Origin of the sequence: Kurthia sp. YJT4, from assembly GCF_030219945.1 — a bacterium.
GTDB lineage: Bacteria > Bacillota > Bacilli > Bacillales_A > Planococcaceae > Kurthia > Kurthia gibsonii.
The window spans coordinates 377,727-397,139 of record NZ_CP126689.1; the positions used below are offsets into that span (position 1 = coordinate 377,727).

General features: G+C 38.2%; 15 protein-coding genes. 13 read left to right on the top strand and 2 right to left on the bottom strand.

What is annotated here, in order from left to right; all coding sequences use genetic code 11:
* Window positions 1-59: 59 nt before the first annotated feature.
* Both QN089_RS01915 and QN089_RS01920 read right to left on the bottom strand, forming a co-directional pair.
* On the bottom strand, window positions 60-2,819 hold the full coding sequence (locus QN089_RS01915) for a DEAD/DEAH box helicase (RefSeq protein ID WP_285215822.1): 2,760 nt from the start codon (window positions 2,817-2,819) through the stop codon (window positions 60-62).
* Window positions 2,816-4,396 carry a hypothetical protein gene (locus QN089_RS01920; RefSeq protein ID WP_285215823.1) on the bottom strand — a complete coding sequence of 527 codons (1,581 nt, stop codon included), beginning with the start codon at window positions 4,394-4,396 and terminating at the stop codon, window positions 2,816-2,818. The genes QN089_RS01915 and QN089_RS01920 overlap by 4 nt, the downstream gene beginning before the upstream one ends.
* A 226-nt stretch (window positions 4,397-4,622) precedes the next feature.
* Here QN089_RS01920 and QN089_RS01925 point away from each other — a divergent pair, with 226 nt between their 5' ends.
* The 13 genes from QN089_RS01925 (at window position 4,623) to QN089_RS01985 (ending at window position 18,615) form a co-directional block, all read left to right on the top strand.
* Window positions 4,623-5,078, top strand: coding sequence for a transcriptional regulator (locus QN089_RS01925; RefSeq protein ID WP_285215824.1), 456 nt, complete (start codon window positions 4,623-4,625; stop codon window positions 5,076-5,078).
* A gap of 500 nt (window positions 5,079-5,578) precedes the next feature.
* Window positions 5,579-6,421: a flagellin N-terminal helical domain-containing protein gene (locus tag QN089_RS01930; RefSeq protein WP_285216403.1), complete on the top strand. Its 843-nt coding sequence runs from the start codon at window positions 5,579-5,581 to the stop codon at window positions 6,419-6,421.
* A 156-nt stretch (window positions 6,422-6,577) separates the two neighbouring features.
* A complete protein-coding gene (locus tag QN089_RS01935; RefSeq protein ID WP_285215825.1) occupies window positions 6,578-7,411 on the top strand; it encodes a transporter substrate-binding domain-containing protein in 834 nt (277 codons plus the stop codon).
* 80 nt (window positions 7,412-7,491) lie between these two features.
* Complete coding sequence (locus QN089_RS01940; protein WP_068455811.1) at window positions 7,492-8,160, top strand: amino acid ABC transporter permease; 669 nt, start codon at window positions 7,492-7,494, stop codon at window positions 8,158-8,160.
* Between the two features lie 16 nt (window positions 8,161-8,176).
* Window positions 8,177-8,905, top strand: coding sequence for an amino acid ABC transporter ATP-binding protein (locus tag QN089_RS01945; RefSeq protein ID WP_068455808.1), 729 nt, complete (start codon window positions 8,177-8,179; stop codon window positions 8,903-8,905).
* Window positions 8,906-9,817: 912 nt separating this feature from the next.
* On the top strand, window positions 9,818-10,975 hold the full coding sequence (locus QN089_RS01950; RefSeq protein ID WP_285215826.1) for an aminotransferase class I/II-fold pyridoxal phosphate-dependent enzyme: 1,158 nt from the start codon (window positions 9,818-9,820) through the stop codon (window positions 10,973-10,975).
* Between the two features lie 65 nt (window positions 10,976-11,040).
* On the top strand, window positions 11,041-11,754 hold the full coding sequence (locus tag QN089_RS01955) for an IspD/TarI family cytidylyltransferase (RefSeq protein ID WP_285215827.1): 714 nt from the start codon (window positions 11,041-11,043) through the stop codon (window positions 11,752-11,754).
* Window positions 11,754-12,779 carry a ribitol-5-phosphate dehydrogenase gene (locus QN089_RS01960; RefSeq protein ID WP_068455799.1) on the top strand — a complete coding sequence of 342 codons (1,026 nt, stop codon included), beginning with the start codon at window positions 11,754-11,756 and terminating at the stop codon, window positions 12,777-12,779. Before QN089_RS01955 ends, QN089_RS01960 begins: the two co-directional genes overlap by 1 nt.
* A gap of 1 nt (window position 12,780) precedes the next feature.
* On the top strand, window positions 12,781-13,905 hold the full coding sequence (locus QN089_RS01965; RefSeq protein WP_285215828.1) for a CDP-glycerol glycerophosphotransferase family protein: 1,125 nt from the start codon (window positions 12,781-12,783) through the stop codon (window positions 13,903-13,905).
* Between the two features lie 10 nt (window positions 13,906-13,915).
* Window positions 13,916-15,079 (top strand): CDP-glycerol glycerophosphotransferase family protein, encoded by a 1,164-nt coding sequence (locus tag QN089_RS01970; RefSeq protein ID WP_285215829.1) that lies wholly within the window; start codon window positions 13,916-13,918, stop codon window positions 15,077-15,079.
* 112 nt (window positions 15,080-15,191) lie between these two features.
* Window positions 15,192-15,824, top strand: a complete 633-nt coding sequence (locus QN089_RS01975) for an IS607 family transposase (RefSeq protein ID WP_285215558.1) — start codon at window positions 15,192-15,194, stop codon at window positions 15,822-15,824.
* On the top strand, window positions 15,796-16,917 hold the full coding sequence (locus QN089_RS01980) for an RNA-guided endonuclease InsQ/TnpB family protein (RefSeq protein ID WP_285215557.1): 1,122 nt from the start codon (window positions 15,796-15,798) through the stop codon (window positions 16,915-16,917). Before QN089_RS01975 ends, QN089_RS01980 begins: the two co-directional genes overlap by 29 nt.
* A 165-nt stretch (window positions 16,918-17,082) precedes the next feature.
* Window positions 17,083-18,615, top strand: a complete 1,533-nt coding sequence (locus QN089_RS01985; protein WP_068455789.1) for a glycosyltransferase — start codon at window positions 17,083-17,085, stop codon at window positions 18,613-18,615.
* Window positions 18,616-19,413 lie beyond the last annotated feature (798 nt).

Consider the following 19,413-nt stretch of genomic DNA (forward strand, 5'->3'; position numbering starts at 1 on the left):
TTTCCATTTATACATAAGAAAAGAAGGAACCACATCTTCATGCGATTCCTTCTCTCTATTTAAAATGAAAAACTCAGTAAATCTTTAATTTGCGTATCATCAAGTTCTGTAATCCATTGACTTGATTGGATGAGTTCTTCCGATAAAGCTTGTTTTTCTGTTAATAAGGCATCAATTTTTTCTTCAATCGTACCTGTTGTAATAAATTTATGCACATGGACAAATTGTGTCTGTCCAATACGGTATGCGCGGTCTGTTGCTTGATTTTCGACTGCTGGATTCCACCAACGGTCTGCATGTAATACATGATTCGCAGCAGTTAAGTTTAACCCTGTACCGCCAGCTTTTAATGACAGAATGAAAATCGGGAATTCACCTTTTTGGAATGATTCAACGAAATAATCGCGCTGTTGTTTTGGCATACTTCCTGTTAAGAATGGTACATCCACGTCGTATAATTCCGAGAAGCAATGCTGCAGTAAATGGCCCATACCAATATACTGTGTGAAAATCAGACATTGTTCACCGTTATCAATAATTTCAGCACCTTTTGACACGATATGTTTCAACTTTTCAGAGCGTTTTATCATCGTAGGTGCTTCATCGAATGCCTCTTTTAAATATAATGCAGGATGGTTACATAACTGCTTTAATTTATTCAGCATTTTCAAAATTAACCCTTTACGTTCAAAACCACTCAATGTCTCAATTTTATGCAATGTCTCTTGAATAAAGCTCTCGTATAATACTGCCTGTTCTTCCGTCAAAGCACAGTATTCACGCTGCTCTAGCTTCTCAGGTAAATTTAGCTGAAGTGCAGGGTCTTGTTTTGTACGACGCAGTAGGAATGGTTGAATCTTTTTGCGAAGCCTCTCTTTGACATCATTTGAGTCATCACGCTCAATCGGCGCAATAAACGACTCTTGGAATCGAGAGAAGCTGCCCAAGTAACCGCGGTAAATGAAATCAAAAATCGCCCATAGTTCAGATAGACGATTCTCAACAGGTGTACCTGTTAAGGCGATATGATGTGAACCATTCAAACGACGAATCGCTTTCGATTGCTTCGTATTCATATTTTTAATATTTTGCGCCTCATCCAGCGTAATATTCGTAAAATGAAGCAGTGATAGTTCCTCAATATCCTGTGTTACCGTACCATACGTTGTTAAGATGATTTGGATTCCATTGTCTTGTAAGTAATCTGTAAATTGCTCACCTTTTAAACGTTTCGCACCGTAGTGTAAATACGTCGTCAGTGAAGGCGCAAATCGCTCAATCTCTTTTTGCCAGTTTCCAAGTACGGAAGTCGGACAAATAATAATCGTCGGCTCTGTCGGTTGTTCTTCTTCATAGACGCGCAGTAGATAAGAGATTAACTGAATCGTTTTACCAAGTCCCATGTCATCTGCAAGTACAGCCCCAAATCCTTGTTCACGCATGAATGATAACCAGTTGTAACCTTCTTGCTGATAAGGGCGCAATGTTGCTTGTAGAGAAGGGGATACCGGTAAATCAGGAAGTCCTTGTTTCTCCATCATTTTCTGCACGTAGTCCTTTAAAGATGCTTGAAGTTCGAGCTGCAACATCGGATCATCGCGGTCGTCATCATCATCTAGTTCTAGCGGGATGTCGAGTGAACTGGATAACTCTTGGAATAATAAATCTTTCACCGTCCAGTTCTCTGTTTCAGTTTGACTCATCAAGCGCTGAATTTCTTGCATCCATGCTGCATCTACACGCACCCATTCTGTACCTGCACGAATAAATTCACGTTGATCTTCTACCATACGTTTGAATTCGTCCATCGGAATATCGTGACCATTCAATGAGACCTTCCAATCGAATGTTAGAATCTCTTGCAGACCAGCAGCAGATTTGAAGTTCGATGAAGTACTTGCATTGGCACGTACTTTGAACTTAGACTCTTTTAATTCTTTCAACCAAGCAGGTAAGACAATTTCAAACCCAAGTGCTTGTAAACGAACGAAGTCACCACGTAAAAATTGGCGCACATCCGTATCCGTTAAATTCACACATAGGAATGGCTCATCTGGAATTCCTACCATATAAGGTTGGTCACCTAAAAGATGCATCATTTGCTGTTGTAGTTGATGAATCGAAGCAGCATAATCCGCCCACTTTGCTGGTAAGACATGTTCAATCTTCAAGTGTCTTTTACGTACAGGTGGTGTCCAATAAGTTGTTTTTGTTGTCGGACGAAGAACCGTTTCAAGTTGCCACAGTTGTTCGCCTTCCTCTGGTTCACGTAATCGAAGTCCAATCATGACTTCATCATCAATTTGTTTTTCGCGAATTGGCCAACCGCCATTACGGAAAAATGGTACAAGTGCAGGTAAATCGTCTTCTGTTAAAGCAGCTTCTGTGAGTGTCATCTGAAGTGCTTGCAGAAGTAAATCTTTTGCATCTTGTGAGATGGGAAGGTGGAATGATACTTGCTCGTCTATTTCAACATGTTGCCATAAGTCTTTTTTAAACCAGTAATCAGCGGCTTCTTGTACTGTTTTGAGAAATTGCTCGTCCTGTTCATTTAATCCCTTATACTGAACAAATGGATGACGATAATAAGACGAAAATAATTCAATTAATTCGAGTGTCGTTAAAAAGACTTGTTCATTTTTAGTTGTAATCGCTAATCCGAAAAAGCTTTTTTCGTGTTTATAGTAAAGTTGTGTCACCCATTCTTCTAAGCGAAGCGGGCGACCAACATTTGCATCATATCCTGTAAGATGAAACTGTCCATTCGGTAATGTATCAATAGAAAGGCCGATTGTTTTTGTAAAAGCTGTTGTTGTCATAGCATCAGATTTCCTTTCTCAATTTCTTCTTGCAATGCACGCATACGCTTATAGTTTTGGCGAACGGTTGTGACATATTGATTCCAAAATTCATGCTTTCCACTTTTCTTCGCGACTGCCTTCATTTTTTTCATAAGGCGAACAGCAGACTTATAGTGTTGACGTGATTTTTGATTAATTTCTTCCATAATTAATGAGTGGTAGAGTGATAAAAGAACCGATGGACGTTCTTCTACAACCGTCTTCAAACCACAAATCTCTAAAAAAGCGAGAGAAGTTGGGTAGAGTTGGTGTAGCGCAGACCAATCATCGAAGCGCTTCTTTCGAATTAAAAACTGAGAATAAGGCTGCAAACCATATTTTCCATACGCTGCAAACAATGTTTCTTCTAATTCTTCCGATAACTCTACACCCTGTCTTTCTTCATCAAAATGTTTAACAAAAGACATGCGATGAGGTGGCGCAAGATATTCCTGAATAAATGTACCCATAAATGGAATGATTGTTTCGATAATTTTTTTGCGAACAGCTTCTTGTTGATTCAAACCAGCTGTTCTAGCCAATTCAATCCATGATAGTAAATCTTTTGCTTCAATTTCATCTAAATAGGGTTGAAGTGCTTCTGTTTGGTCGAGCATTACTAAAAAGATGGATTTCATATATGGAATAGATAGGTCATCTTCATATTGACGAGCAGTTGATAACTTTTCAAGTTCAACTTCACGATCTCTTTTATTCGTAAAAATATGATTCCATATTAATAGGTAGATTTCGATACGATTTTCGACATACCCGCTTTGATTTAATAGGAAGTAATGACTCATCTCTTTTAGTGAATTATAGAAAGGATCAAATGCAAACAGACGTGACTTTTTCGACATTGCCAGCACATTCACTTCAAGACGTTCAATTTCATCTTGAATAAAGCGACGATAAAAACTTTGTGCCGCTTCTGTATTAGCAAGTGATAGATGTTTCCACGTATGCGATAGTAATGCAACATGTGTAAATACATCAAAAAGTGGCTGCCATTCACGTTCTAGTGGTCGCTGTTTGCGAATTTGCTCCATCATATCATTAAAAATACCATCTAGCAGATAGGGATTCATCTGTTGTTGATGATATAAGTTTCTTTTATAAACATTTTGTACAAAACGCAACCAATTTTCAGGCGTTCGTTCTTCTTTAAATAAGGTCATTTGTTCTTGTTGTGCACGAGAACGGAATTGCTCCAACCAATTTGATAAAGAGTCAATGTATTGGTAGAGGGCAAAAAGCGCCGCAACACGATGGCGGCATAGGCTTTCTTTCATAGCGCATGAGCAGTTAAGTGAATGGTCTTTCAAATTTAATGTTACCGTAGCGAGACTTGCATCTTGGACTACAAAAAGAGCTTTATGCAATTTGTAATCATAATCAATGATTTTGACGTAGTTATGACGTACAAGAAAAGCTGCACGGCGCACTAATTCTTCCGACTCTTGTTTTGTAGGGGACAACATTTTTGAAATTTGCCCCATATACTTTCGAATTATATCTTCTTCTGCTTTTGCAATTTCTGCAATATTCATGTTCATTCATCATCCGCTCCCGAAAAAAATCGTTCTTTCTATTATATCGCTTTTAAGGACGAACGTGAATGAATAAAGAAAAAAACTTTATGTATTTAAAAGTGTTGTTGTAACAACTGTCACAGTTGATTCCCATAATAAGGTTGGTTTGTTTCAAAAAGAATGGTGGTAAAGTTCTACGCAAAGACATTAATATTCAGACATCTTAAATTTTATTACAGGAGGGGTGAATATGTTAAAAATAAGAAGAATTGAACCTTTCTACACTAAGAGAGATGGCGACCATTTAAAACTCGTATTTGCGTATCAATACTTTTCGATTTTAAAAGATGATGAGCTATTCCATTTCATACCTGTTGAAGGAAAAGAAATCATCATCAATCTACAAACATTGCAAATCGAAAATTTATCCGATGTCTTTGTATTCCAAAAAAGCAGTCGTTTTATTCGTTTACCGCTATATCAACTACTACTTGTATCAAACATTCATGATCATCTGCAAAAGATTCTAGAAGACTTAGAACTAAGCACGGAAACTAAAAGAGCTCAAAATAATATTAATGAAGAAACAGCTCAACTTGTAAATGAAATGGAAGATATGAATAGATTACGGATGATTGATTATGCTTTGGATCATAAAGATCAAGAAATGTTTGAACAGCTAATGGATGATGACAATGGAACCTAATATAATCAAGATAAAACGACAATTTAGAAGACAAGGGAGTGACTCAATTATATGAGAATACTCCTTTTTTTATGCTTGAAAAGGAGGGAGATGGGCCACTCGTTGTTTGATTCGGGTCATTCGCCCGCAAAAACGGGCCATTCACTCCGCCAAATGGGTCACTCGAACGTCCAAACGGGTCACTCGCCACCGAAGTTAGGCACTCATCCCAAAACTATTTAAAATTCTATGTAGTGCTTGCTGTACGCCGCGCAAGCACTCAATTGGCGAGCCACCATTTCATAAAAAATAGAAAAATTGCGACACATAGAACGACAAGACTAAAAATTAAGGTCACGCGATCATATACATCCGATTTCCGTTTTTTACGCTCGGTCATACGATGAATTCACTCCCATCTCGTACTATTTAGTATTTATCCGATATAAATCGGCATTAAACTTTACAAAAACTGTTTATTTTCCGATAATTGCTATAAGAGTGAGAAGGAGGTGTTTCAAATAATCGGCAAATGGTATGCGCAAGGACTATCGATTTGGCGTTCGATGAATACGCAATTCAATGCGGCGAACAAGGCGCTTGAGAGAATTGCGACGGGGTATCGAATCAATCGAGCAGCAGATGATCCAGCAGGACTTGCAATTTCAGAGAAGATGCGCGCGCAAATTAGTGGTTTGAATCAAGCAGGGAAAAATATTCAAAATGGTATGTCTATGCTTCAAACAGCAGAAGGTGCTTTAAACGAAACACACGCCATTCTTCAAAGGATGCGAGATTTAGCTGTTCAGTCTGCGAGCGATACGCTGACAGATGGCGACCGCGCATTAATTCAAACGGAATATGAGGAACTCAAAAAAGAGATTCAACGTATTTCAAAAGATACACAATTTAATCAAAAGAATTTGATTAATGGAGATTACAAAGATCAGCCTTTTAAAATTCAGGCTGGTGCAAATGCAGGACAGACGATTGATTTGTATTTAGGGGATGCAAGTCTATCTGGGATGGGGCTGCCAGATACGTCGTCCATTGGCACAAGGGAAGATGCGGAAAAAGCGATTTCAGAAGTAGATGATGCGATTAATCAAGTGTCGAAACAGCGCTCTAAGTTGGGTGCATATATGAATCGCCTAGAACATGCTTATAATGTCACGATGAATACGCATGAAAACTTAGTTTCAGCAGAGTCACGTATTCGAGATGCGGATATTGCAAAAGAGATGATGAATTTCACAAAGGCATCGATTTTACAACAAGCTGCACAGTATGCGATGGCGATGCACATGCAACAAGGACAATCTATTCTACAATTATTAAAACCAGTACCTATAATGAATAAATAATGAAGTTGTATGCATAAAATATTCATTATAAATGTATAATTGGCTATTTTAATGAATTTATATGAATAAATATTAATTTAACATCTAGACAGTTGCATAAAAATGAAATATAATTCATATATAAACAAAATAAATCAAACCAAAGGGGTTTTGAATATGAAAAAATGGTTAATCGCAATGGTGGCAATCGTCATGGTTGTACTTGCAGGATGTGGAGCAAAGGATGATTCATCAAAAGATGGTGGTAGTAACGATGATTCAACAATTTCAAAAGTAGAAAAAGATAAAAAGTTAATCATTGGTACGAATGCAGGTTACTACCCATTCGAAATGATTGATAAAGACGGCAAAATGGTTGGTTACGATATTGATGTAGCAACAGCACTAGCAAAATCAATGGGTGCAACAGTTGAAGTGAAGCAATTCGGCTTTGACGCACTGATCCCAGCTTTACAAACAGGTAAAATTGATATGATTTTTGCAGGTATGACCATTACAAAAGAACGTGAAAATGCTGTAAGCTTTGCGGATGCATATTATGAAACAGGTCAAGGCGTTATGGTGAGAAATGATAGCAAAATTAAAGATTTAAAAGAAGTAGATGAAAAAGGTAAAACAGTCGTTGTTCAAATCGGTACAACAGGTTCAATCGTAGCGAAAAAAGAACTGAAGAATGCGGAAATTAAAGAATACGAAGATTTCCCATCAGCAGCGCTTGCAGTACAACAAGGTCAAGCTGATGCACTTGTATATGATGAGCCAGCGATTAAAGTATATGCACTACAAAACGAAGGTAAAGTAAAAGCTTTAGACGGCTTACTTGCAACAGATAAATTAGGAATCGCGATTAAAAAAGGCGATGAGAAAACAGTAAAATACGTGAATGACTTCTTAAAAGAATATTTAGGTTCTAAAGAGGAAGAAGAAACGAAGAAAAAATGGTTTGAAGATAGCAACTGGTTAAACCAAGTAGAAAGCCCAAAACAATAATAGAATCGTTCTGATTTTATTAGACAGAGAGAGGGAAACCTCTTTTTTGTCATTTCAAGCGGTATTTAGGAGGAGTATATATGTTTAATAACTACGAGTTCGATTGGAGCGTCATCCCTGATAATATCGACGTCTTCCTCGAAGGGGCTTTACTAACACTAGAAATTTCAGCAATCTCCCTGTTGCTTAGTTTACCAATTGGTATCATCTTCGGTTTTGGTCGTATTTCACGTAATATCGGTGTTCGTTTGATTGCAAGCACGTATGTTGAAATCATGCGTGGTGTGCCATTACTTGTACTATTAATGTTCGTATACTTCGGACTGGGTGCGATTTTCGGTCTTAGTTCATATTGGAGTGCGATTGTCAGTTTAGCTGTATTTGAAGGGGCATTCTTAGCAGAAATTTTCCGTTCAGGTATTCAATCTGTACCAAAAGGACAGATGGAAGCAGCACGTTCATCGGGTATGTCGAATTTTCAAGCGATGCGTTATATTATTTTACCGCAAGCCATTCGTCGTACATTACCACCAGCAGCGTCTCAATTTATTATGTTAATTAAAGATTCGTCGTTAGTGTCGGTTATTGCAGGTGTTGACTTAACATTAAAAGCGAAAAACCTTGTATCGAGTTCGTTTCGTGCATTGGAGATATGGGCATTCGTTGCGGTGATTTACTTCATCATGACATTCTCATTATCGCTACTTATTCGCTATTTTGAAAAACGCATGTTAAAGAACGAGCAGTAAGAGGAGGCTAACGCAGATGATTTCAATTAAAAATGTTAATAAAAGTTTCGGTACACATCATGTATTAACGGACATCTCATTAGAAGTACCAAAATCCAATGTCATCGCATTGATTGGTCCTTCTGGTGCGGGTAAGTCGACACTCATTCGTACAATTAATGCACTTGAGCCGATTGATTCAGGTGAGATTATTGTAAATGGTATTTCGATTCACGATAAAAAGACGAATATTAATAAAGCGCGTACGAATATCGGTTTCGTATTCCAAAGCTTTAATCTATATCCGTTCTTAAGTGTTTTAGATAATGTAACGATTTCACCAATTAAGGTGAAAAAACAGTCAAAAGAACAAGCTGAAAAGCGAGCAGTCGAATTATTAACGTCACTTGGGCTAGGAGATAAAGTACATGCTTTCCCTGGGCGTTTATCAGGTGGACAACAGCAGCGTGTTGCCATTGCGCGTGCGCTTGCGATGGATCCAGAAGTCATGCTATTTGACGAACCAACATCAGCACTCGACCCAGAGATGGTAAAAGAGGTACTCGATGCGATTCGTAAACTTGCACATGAGGGTATGACGATGGTCGTTGTAACACATGAAATGGGCTTCGCAAAAGAAATTTGTGACGAGATTGTTTTCATGGCAGAAGGAAAAATCGTCGAAGTCGCACCACCGAGCGAATTCTTCTCGAACCCGAAAACAGAACGCGCACAAAACTTCTTAAAAGCAGTATTAAATCATTAATATTTGTAGGGCACGACGTAGATGCGTCGTGCTTTTTTTGTGGAGAACGAATCTGGAGCGAGTGGCCCATTTTCGCCTTCGAATGTCCCGTTTGACGGGTGAATGGCCCAAATCGAGGTGCGAGTGACCCAATTTCTTCAGCGAGTGACCCAAAATACGGGTCGAATGCTCGAATTCACACTAACATAAACAATTCAAGTCCCTTTGAATTACTCAAAAGCCTTGAAGAAAGTGCAAAGAGGGAGCAACTTAGGTCTTGAAGCGTGTGGCCTATTTTCGCCCTCGGATCAGTCCCTTTCAGAGAGTGAGATTCCCTTTCACGCGTGGATCAGTCCCTTTCGGCGAGCAGGATTCCCTTTCGCGCGCGGGTCAGTCCCTTTCGGAGGCGTGGATTCCCTTTCGCGCGCGAGTTTGTCCCTTTCGGAGGCGAGGATTCCCTTTCGCGCGCGGATTAGTCCCTTTCGGAGGCGTGGATTCCCTTTCGCGCGCGGATCAGTCCCTTTCAGCGAGCAGGATTCCCTTTCGCGCGCATGTTAGTCCCTTTCGGCGAGCAGGATTCCCTTTCGCGCGCGAGTTTGTCCCTTTCGGAGGCGAGGATTCCCTTTCGCGCGCGGATCAGTCCCTTTCGGAGGCGTGGATTCCCTTTCGCGCGCGGATGATTCCCTTTCGGAAGACGAGATTCCCTTTCGCACGCGGATCAGTCCCTTTCGGCGAGCAAGAGTCCCTTTCGCGCGTGGATCAGTCCCTTTCAACAAAATTCGACACTCATTCATCCACGCCCCTAATATTAAATCTATGTAAAAACCACCTAAAAAATAACAAAAAAGCATGATGTTAACGTATGATATTTATAGAAAAAAGGCGTATAATATGGCTACTAATAAATGTATATTTGAAAGAAGGATTTTACCCATGGCGTTAGATATGAATTCACGCATTACCAACTTAGAAATTTCAGGCATTCGTCGTTTTGCCAATCAATTAGCAAATTTTCCAGAAGCACTCAATTTGACGATTGGTCAACCCGATTTTCATGCTCCAGAGGCAGTAAAAGAAGCAGCAGCACAGGCGATTTTGCAAGATCGTACGGGCTATTCAAGCAATGCAGGGTTACTAGAGCTTCGTGAAGTAGTAGCAGCGTTTTTTAAAGAGAAGTATCAGTGTTCATATAATCCAAAAACGGAAGTAATGGTGACGAATGGAGCAAGTCAAGCGCTCGATGCCGTATTACGTACGATTTTATTACCTGGTGATGAATTGATTGTGCCAGCACCGATGTATGCAGGTTACGTTCCTGTAATTGAGAGTGTAGGAGCAAAAGTAGTCTATTTAGATACAACAGATACGCATTTTCAGCCATCACTCGAGCGTTTAAAAGCATGTGTGACACCAAAAACAAAAGCGATTTTATTTAACTATCCGACAAATCCGACAGGTGCCACATTAAGTCATGATGTGATGGATGAGATTGTTGACTATTTAAAAGATCAACAGCTTTATATTATTTCAGATGAAATTTATAGTGAAAATACATTTGACCATGCACATCGTTCATTTGGTTCATATCCAGAAATAAAAGATCGTCTTTTCTTAATTCATGGGTTATCAAAATCACATGCGATGACTGGATATCGAATTGGCTTCATCATGGGGCATGAACATCTCATTCAACAGACATTAAAAGTGTCAGCCTTCAACATCTTATGTGCAGCTGTTCCAAGTCAGTATGGAGCTATTGCGGCATTAACAATAGCTAAAGATGCACCAGAAGTGATGAATGTATCCTATCGTCAACGTCGCGACTATGTGTATGAACGATTAATCGAAATGGGAATTGAAGTACAAAAGCCAGAAGGTGCATTTTATATCTTCCCATCGATTCAGCAGTTCGGTATGACATCTGAAGAATTTGCGACACGCTTAATGATTGAAGGTGGCGTGGGCGTTGTGCCGGGTTCTGCGTTTTCAAAATTGGGAGAAGGGTATGTAAGGATTACGTATGCTTATGCGATGGAAACGCTTGTTGAAGCGATGAATCGCATGGAACAATTCATTCAAACACTCAAGTAGCCTTGTGCTACATACATAATTGGATGTTCCGAGCATATGAAAACAATGAATAAGGGGTTGTTATAGTGATTTATGCAGGAATTTTAGCAGGCGGTAAAGGGACACGAATGGGGAATGTTCCGATGCCTAAACAATTTTTGTCGTTACAAAATAAACCGATTATTATTCATACAGTTGAAAAATTTGTTCTAAATCCACGAATTCAAAAGATTTTTATCGCCGTGCCACGTGATTGGGTACAACATACGCGAGATTTACTAAAAAAGTATGGACTTTCAATCCCACGAATTGAAGTAGTAAGTGGTGGATGTGATCGAAATGATACAATTATGAAAGTTATTGATGCCATTGAAAAAAATGCAGGAATTCAAACAGATGATATTTTAATTACTCATGATGCGGTGCGTCCATTTTTGACGCATCGTATTATTGAGCAAAATATTGAAAAAGGGTTAGAAGTAGGCGCAGTTGATACCGTGATTAATGCGATTGATACGATTGTTGCATCAGAGGATGGTGAATTTATTTCGGATATTCCGAGACGCGATTTTATGTACCAAGGTCAAACGCCACAAACATTTAATATAGTCGAGTTACGTGAGTTATATCAAGCACTAAGCGATGATGAAAAAGAAATTTTAACCGACGCAGCCAAAATTTTCGTTATGAAAGGGAAGAAAGTGGGAATCGTTAAAGGAGAAACGTTTAATATCAAAGTAACGACACCTTACGATTTAAACGTAGCAAACTCAATTTTGAAAGGGAGTTTGGATAAATAATGATTAATCAAATTTATCGACTCGTATCTGCTAGACAATTTGAGTTAAGTTACAAAGACCGTTCCTTACAAGGCGAGGAAATCATTGTGCGTCCGACACATCTATCCATTTGTGCAGCCGACCAGCGTTATTACACAGGTCGACGTGGCGCAAAAGCGATGCGTCAAAAGTTACCAATGGCGCTAATACATGAAGGAATTGGTGAAGTAGCATATGACCCAAAACACGAAATTCCAGTAGGTACGCGTGTTGTGATGGTGCCAAATACACCAACAGAAGATGATCCTTATGTCGCTGAAAACTATTTACGTTCAAGCCGCTTCCGTTCAAGTGGGTATGATGGCTTTATGCAAGATTATGTCTTTTTAAAGCGTGACCGCATTGTTCCGTTACCTGAACATGTTTGCCCAAACGTCGCATCTTTTACAGAATTAGTTACGATTACAACACATGCTCTCAGTCGTTTCGAACAGAAGGCGATTAAGCGTCGTGGACATTTTGGTGTTTGGGGGGATGGTAATTTAGGTTATATTACTTGTTTGATTTTAAAGTACATGTATCCAGATTGCCATGTAACGATTTTCGGGAAAACGCAATATAAACTAGATCATTTTACATTTGTGGATGAGGCTATTTTTATTAATGAAATTCCAGAGAATTACGAAATCGATCATGCGATTGAATGTGCAGGTGGTAAAGGAAGCCAGTATGCGATTGATCAAATGATTGATATTATTAAGCCAGAAGGTGCAATTTGCTTACTTGGTGTGAGTGAATTTCCTGTAGAAATTAATACACGTATGGTACTTGAAAAGGGCTTAACGTTGATTGGTAGCAGTCGAAGTGGCTCACTCGATTTTCAACGTACTGTAAATCTGTATAAAAAGTATCCTGAAATTCCTGAATATTTATCAACACTTGTAGGTAATGTCACAAGAGTGGAGTCTGTGCAAGATATTACACGCGCTTTTGAAGAAGATTTATCACGATCTTGGGGCAAAAGTGTGATGGAATGGAAGATCTAATATGTCGATAAAATATACTATTTTAAAATGGTATAAACAAATAGTGAATAGTTATTATCAACTCATCACGCTCTTTTCGCCTATTCGAAAAGAGAAAGTGGTGTTCTTTCTCTATAGAGGTTCAAAATTAGAAGGTAATCTACAAATGGTTTTTGAAGAATTAAAAAAACAATTTCCATCAAAAGAAATCTATATTCAAACATCTGCTAAAAAAGTAGGTCTCGCTATTTTAAAAGATTTATGGTTAATACGCGATGCAGAAACCGTATTGATTGATGATTATTTTTTAGCCGGATATCTTGTTACGCCGAGAAAAGGTACACGCATTATTCAACTTTGGCATGCTACAGGCGCGTTTAAAAAATTTGGACTTAGCACACGTAATACACAGTTTGGACCTTCGGAAAAGTATCTTGAAATATTACCAATTCACCAACATTATACCGCTGCATATGTCTCAACTGATATTTCCGCCAAATATTTTTCCGAAGCTTTTGGTATGTCACCTACACAAATTTTTGCGATGGGTTCGCCACGTGCAGAACAGTTAATGTGCCATGTTGCGCCACCGCCTGTTAAATTTTCGCATCAAAAGAAAAATATGACGAAAATTTTAATTGCACCTACGTATCGAGCAAGTAAAGTTCACCAAGAATCATTACTTAGATGGACAGATGAAGTCCAAGAAATAGTGAAGCAATTACCGGAAAATACACTATTTATTATCGTATTACACCCATATGAAAATTCACAGGATTGGATACCTTTAATGAATCATCCACAAATATATGTAGATCTACAATCAAGTGCAAATACTTGGATGCCACATGTGGATGCTTTTATTACAGATTATTCTTCTGCTATTTTTGAATTTGCTTTATTTGAAAAACCGTTAGCGCACTATATTCCAGACCTAGAGGAATATACAAAAAATAGAGGTTTCTATCGTCCAATCAAAGAAATTACAGATGGTGACTTGTTGCATAGTCGCAAGCAATTAATCGAATGGATTAATCAACGCCACCAGCATGAGTACTTAAATACAGAGCGTATGGTACGCGAAAATATTGGTGATGTATCGGGAGTTACGGAAAAAATTGTTCAACACATCTTTGAACCGAAGTGAGGGAAGTTACATGGCGAAAAAATTGACGTTCAAGCAAAAAGTTGATCGGCGATTTAAAAAAGAAGTCTTTCAGATGCTTTATAAAATGTTTTCATTACTACCAATTAACAAAAATCGCATTTCGATTTTATCAGACAGCCGCAAAACAATGAGTGATAACTTCCAATTCGTTTACGATGAGTTGCAAAGAAAGAAAAATTATAGTTACTACTTTTTATTAAAGCCATCCGTTAAAACACGCAAACGCTATATTGAAATTATTCAATTAGCGTATAATTTGGCACGCTCAAAAGTTATTTTACTCGATGATTTTTATCCGATGATTTATCCATTGAAAATTCGAAAAGGTGCCGATCTAATTCAAATCTGGCATGCGGTAGGTGCTTTTAAAACATTTGGCTTTAGTCGAATTGGTAAACCAGGTGGCCCAAAACCTGATTCGAATGCACATCGCAATTATACAAAGGCGATTGTTAGCTCGAAATACGTAGCTCCTTTCTATGCAGAGGGCTTTGGCATCGATGAATCCTGTGTTGTTGCAACAGGAGTACCAAGAACCGACGTCTTTTTTGACGAATCTTATAAACAGCAAAAAACAAAAGAAGTTTATGAAAAATACCCACAGTTTATTGGGAAGCGCGTAGCTTTATATGCACCGACCTTTAGAGGAAATGGTCAATCAAGTGCTAAGTTTCCAAAAGAACAACTTAATTTAGACCAGATTTATGAAGGACTGGGTGAAGAAGATGTCTTTATTATTAAAATGCATCCATTTGTTAAAAAGAAAATCTCAATTCCAGAAGCATATCGGGATAAAATTTTTGATTTAACAAAATACCCAAGTGTTAATAATCTATTATTTATTACAGATGTACTCATTACAGATTATTCATCTGTTTGTTTTGAATATGCTTTATTAAATAAACCGATGATTTTTTATTGTTTTGATTTAGAAGAATATATTTCAGCACGTGATTTTTATGTCCCATATGAAGAGTTTACACCTGGAGAGATCGTTCGAGATACCGATCAAATGGTGCGTGTACTACAAAATCAATTGAATCATCCACATGTTGACTACAAAGATTTCACAGATAAATTTTTTGATGATTTAGATGGAAAATCAACAGAACGTGTCGCAGATTTAGTTATATCTTGTATGGAACGAAAATAGGAGGTGATTAACAGTTAGAATAAAACTATAAATATATATAAAAAACTATTGATTTTTCATACATTTCATAACACAATAGAATTATCCACTAATTCAAAGGAGAATGTAATGTATGAAAAAATATAGTATTGGTCAATTCGCTAAAGAAATCGGAGTAACAGTTCAGACTTTAAGAAACTGGGATAAGACAAATAAATTAAATCCCCAATATACAGCACCTTCTGGACACCGTTATTACTCTCAACAACAACTTGAATATTTTCTTGGTTTACATTCTCCTGAATCAGAATCGAGAATAACTATAGGCTACTGTCGAGTATCTTCTCATCAGCAAAAGGATGATTTGCAGAGACAAGTGGAAAACATGGAATCATACTTACTGTCTCAAGGTAATCCATTTAAGATTGTGAAAGATATAGGTAGTGGCATAAACTACAACAAAAAAGGGTTAAATGATGTTATTGATTTAGTCCTAAATTACAAAGTAGATCGAGTTGTAGTTTTATACAAAGATAGGTTATTACGATTCGGATTTGAAATCTTGGAAAATTTATTTGCTAAATACGGAACAAAGATTGAGGTTATCGACAATACTCCAAAGACAGATGATCAAGAGTTGGTCGAAGATTTAATTCAGATTGTTACTGTATTTAGTTGCAAATTACAAGGGAGACGGGCGAATAAGGCTAAGAAATTAATTAAGGAGTTGAAAGAGAATGATACTAGCAAAGAAGATACGAATTAAACCAACTAAAGAACAAGAAATTCAGTTATGGAAATCTACTGGTGTGGCAAGATGGGTATACAATTGGACATTAGCCAGACAACAAGAAAATTATCAACGAGGGTTGAAATTCTTATCTGACAATGTTTTAAGAAAAGAAATCACACAAATTAAAAAACAAGAGGACTTCCAATGGTTGAGTGAAGTGTCAAATAATGTAGCTAAACAAGCTGTTAAAGATGCTTGTAATGCGTATAAGAGATTCTTTAAAGGTTTGGCGAAACGCCCAAGATTCAAATCTAAAAAGAAATCTAAACCTTCTTTCTATAATGATAATGTGAAACTTAAAGTAAAAAAGAACACGGTGTTAATTGAGAAAGTAGGATGGGTTGCAACTTCTGAACAAATACCAATGGGGGTGAAATATACTAATCCTAGAGTATCTTTTGACGGAAAGTATTGGTATATCTCTGTTGGAGTAGAGAAAGAACAAGTAAAACAAGAATTAACGAATGAAGTAATTGGAGTAGATTTAGGAGTTAAAGAATTAGCAATTTGCTCGAATGAAATGGTGTTCAAAAACATTAACAAAACAAAAGAAGTGAAAAAGATTGAGAAACGTTTACGTAGGTTACAGCGAAGCGTTTCTCGAAAATACGAGATGAATAAGGAGGGAAACCGATTTGTCAAAACATGTAACATTATAAAAATAGAAAAGCAAATACGAAATCTACACAGACGGTTAGCTAACATTAGAAACAACCACATTCATCAAGCGACAAATACAATAGTGAAAACCAAACCTTGTAAAGTTGTGATGGAAGATTTGAATGTAGTTGGAATGATGAAAAATCGTCATTTAGCTAAAGCAGTAGCTAAACAAAAGATGTATGAATTTCTCCGTCAAATGAAATACAAATGTGAAAAATACGGAATTGAATTTATACAAGTTGGGCGTTTCTTCCCATCTTCTAAAACATGTTCGTGCTGTGGACAAATTAAATCAGATTTAAAATTATCTGATAGAGTTTACAAGTGTGACTGTGGATTAGAGATAGACAGAGATATGAATGCTGCGTTAAATTTAGCTAAATTTGGAGAATTAGTAGCTTAGTCACTTACAAGATACTACTAATGTGTAGGGTTCGTTGTACCCGAATTAACGCCTGTGGAGTATCATATCAAATGTGAGTAGCTTCGGTAAAAGCAGATACAAAGAAACAGGAAATAAACATTGCTTATAGATTTTTATAGGTTTTTGGCAACGGGAACAAAATTAATGAAAAGAAAAATTTTTATGGCTGTGAATGATGTCAACATCAATAAAGGCGGTATTAATAGCGTGATGTTTTCACGTACGCATTTATTCGATAATGATAAATATAGTACAGCACTTGTCACATTGGATGACAAAACAAACTATCCTGAAATTGAAAAACAGCTGAAATATGAAGGACGCATTGCAGAAACATCGGAAGTTATTAATATTTTTGAATACTATCGTAATAAATTTACCCGTGGTGAAGTGAATGAAGAAATACGTGCACAGTATGAGCGTAATTTACAACGAGAAGAAGAAGGTTACCATTACCAACTAGATGGTAAAGTAGCACGCTATTTCGATAATGGTCGCTATGTAAAGTATAAGCGATGGGATGACGAAGGACGTTTACGCGTTGTCGATTATTTCTCAGAAATACGAGTACGCATTGAACGCGAAATTTATCATATTGACGGTTATTTACTACAAAAAGAAACATATCACCCATCTAACAATAAAGTAACGCAAATTCATTATTATACAAAAGAAGGTTTTTGCTACTTATCACGCTGGTTTAATCATAATACAGGTAAGCCGCAGCGAATTGTATTATTTAGCCCAGATCGTCAAGAAGCAAAAGTATTCCCTTCTAACTTAGAATTTCATGCGAGTTTTTTAGAGGAATTATGTGATTTAGAAGAAGTAAAACCAATCATTATTTGTGATGGACCAGGCACAAGTCCGAAAGTACAACACATTCCAGCTGAGAAAGCGATTCGTATCTATACAATCCATACGAACCATTTATTAGAACCATATACAATCGGTAGTGAAGTAAAACCGGATATCAAACATGTACTTAATAATAAAGATGAAGATGCACCAATCGTTGTTTTAACGAATCGTCAAAAAATTGATATCGAGACACAATTCTCAGATCGAAAATGGAATATCCATGTTATTTCGAATGTAGCGGAAAGCGAACTACAAGTGACGAAAAAACATCTAAATCGCGTTGTCACAATCAGTCGTTATAACTCAGAGAAGCGTCTTGATTTATTAATCCAAGCATTCAAAAAAACAGTAGAAGTAGTACCAGATGCTGAGTTACATATTTACGGTGATGGTCCACAAAAAGATGCTTTGAAAAAATTAATTGCTGACTTAAAATTACGTAAATCAGTAAAACTACTACCTTATACAAACGATGTTTTCACAAAATTAAGCGAAGGCTTATTCACAGTCATCACATCAATTTACGAAGGACAAAGTTTAGTTATTTTAGAAGCGATGACACAAAAAGTACCAGCAATCAGCTTCAAAGTGAACTACCTTGTACGTGAATTAACAGATGGCACAACAGGAAAAGTTGTACCAAACGGTGACATCGATGCATTGGCAGAAGCGATGACAGACTGGTTATACACACCAGAAAAAGCTCTAGAAGTAGGCGAACATGCATACCAAGTCGTCAATGAAAAATATACACGCGAACGCCAATACCAAGAATGGGATGAACTATTCGAACAAGAAATCGCTAAACAAAACTAATATGTGAAAAAGCGCTCATGGATGTGAGTGCTTTTTGTTTGGGATGAATTTTTGATTATGAAAGGGACAAATCCGCGCGCGAAAGGGAATCGATGTCGTTGAAAGGGACAAATCCGCGCGCGAAAGGGAATCGCCGCCTCCGAAAGGGACAAATCCGCGCGCGAAAGGGAATCGCCGCCATTGAAAGGGACAAATCCGCGCGCGAAAGGGAATCTTGGTATTTGAAAGGGACAAAACCGCGCGCGAAAGGGAATCCTGCTCGCCGAAAGGGACAAATCCGCGCGCGAAAGGGAATCTTGGCATTTGAAAGGGACAAATGGTCGCGCGAAAGGGAATTCTGCTCGCCGAAAGGGACTGATTCACGCGCGAAAGGGAATCCTGCTCGCCGAAAGGGACTGATCCACGCGCGAAAGGGAATCTTGGCATTTGAAAGGGACTGATCCACGCGCGAAAGGGAATCTTGGCATTTGAAAGGGACAAATGGTCGCGCGAAAGGGAATCCCCGCCACTGAAAGGGACAAAACCGCGCGCGAAAGGGAAACGCCGCCTCCGAAAGGGACAAATCCGCGCGCGAAAGGGAATCGGCGCCGTTGAAAGGGACAAAACCGCGCGCGAAAGGGAATCGGCGCCGTTGAAAGGGACAAACTCGCGCGCGAAAGGGAATCGCCGCCATTGAAAGGGACAAAACCGCGCGCGAAAGGGAATCCCCGCCACTGAAAGGGACAAATCCGCGCGCGAAAGGGAATCGCCGCCATTGAAAGGGACAAACCCGCGCGCGAAAGGGAATCCTGCTCGCCG

Excerpts from the sequence above, each read along its gene's own strand:
- QN089_RS01915 (WP_285215822.1), bottom strand. The coding sequence starts at position 2,819 with ATGACAACAACAGCTTTTACAAAAACAATCGGCCTTTCTATTGATACA.
- QN089_RS01920 (WP_285215823.1), bottom strand. The coding sequence starts at position 4,396 with ATGAACATGAATATTGCAGAAATTGCAAAAGCAGAAGAAGATATAATT.
- QN089_RS01925 (WP_285215824.1), top strand. The coding sequence starts at position 4,623 with ATGTTAAAAATAAGAAGAATTGAACCTTTCTACACTAAGAGAGATGGC.
- QN089_RS01935 (WP_285215825.1), top strand. The coding sequence starts at position 6,578 with ATGAAAAAATGGTTAATCGCAATGGTGGCAATCGTCATGGTTGTACTT.
- QN089_RS01940 (WP_068455811.1), top strand. The coding sequence starts at position 7,492 with ATGTTTAATAACTACGAGTTCGATTGGAGCGTCATCCCTGATAATATC.
- QN089_RS01945 (WP_068455808.1), top strand. The coding sequence starts at position 8,177 with ATGATTTCAATTAAAAATGTTAATAAAAGTTTCGGTACACATCATGTA.
- QN089_RS01950 (WP_285215826.1), top strand. The coding sequence starts at position 9,818 with ATGGCGTTAGATATGAATTCACGCATTACCAACTTAGAAATTTCAGGC.
- QN089_RS01960 (WP_068455799.1), top strand. The coding sequence starts at position 11,754 with ATGATTAATCAAATTTATCGACTCGTATCTGCTAGACAATTTGAGTTA.
- QN089_RS01965 (WP_285215828.1), top strand. The coding sequence starts at position 12,781 with ATGTCGATAAAATATACTATTTTAAAATGGTATAAACAAATAGTGAAT.
- QN089_RS01970 (WP_285215829.1), top strand. The coding sequence starts at position 13,916 with ATGGCGAAAAAATTGACGTTCAAGCAAAAAGTTGATCGGCGATTTAAA.
- QN089_RS01975 (WP_285215558.1), top strand. The coding sequence starts at position 15,192 with ATGAAAAAATATAGTATTGGTCAATTCGCTAAAGAAATCGGAGTAACA.
- QN089_RS01980 (WP_285215557.1), top strand. The coding sequence starts at position 15,796 with ATGATACTAGCAAAGAAGATACGAATTAAACCAACTAAAGAACAAGAA.
- QN089_RS01985 (WP_068455789.1), top strand. The coding sequence starts at position 17,083 with ATGAAAAGAAAAATTTTTATGGCTGTGAATGATGTCAACATCAATAAA.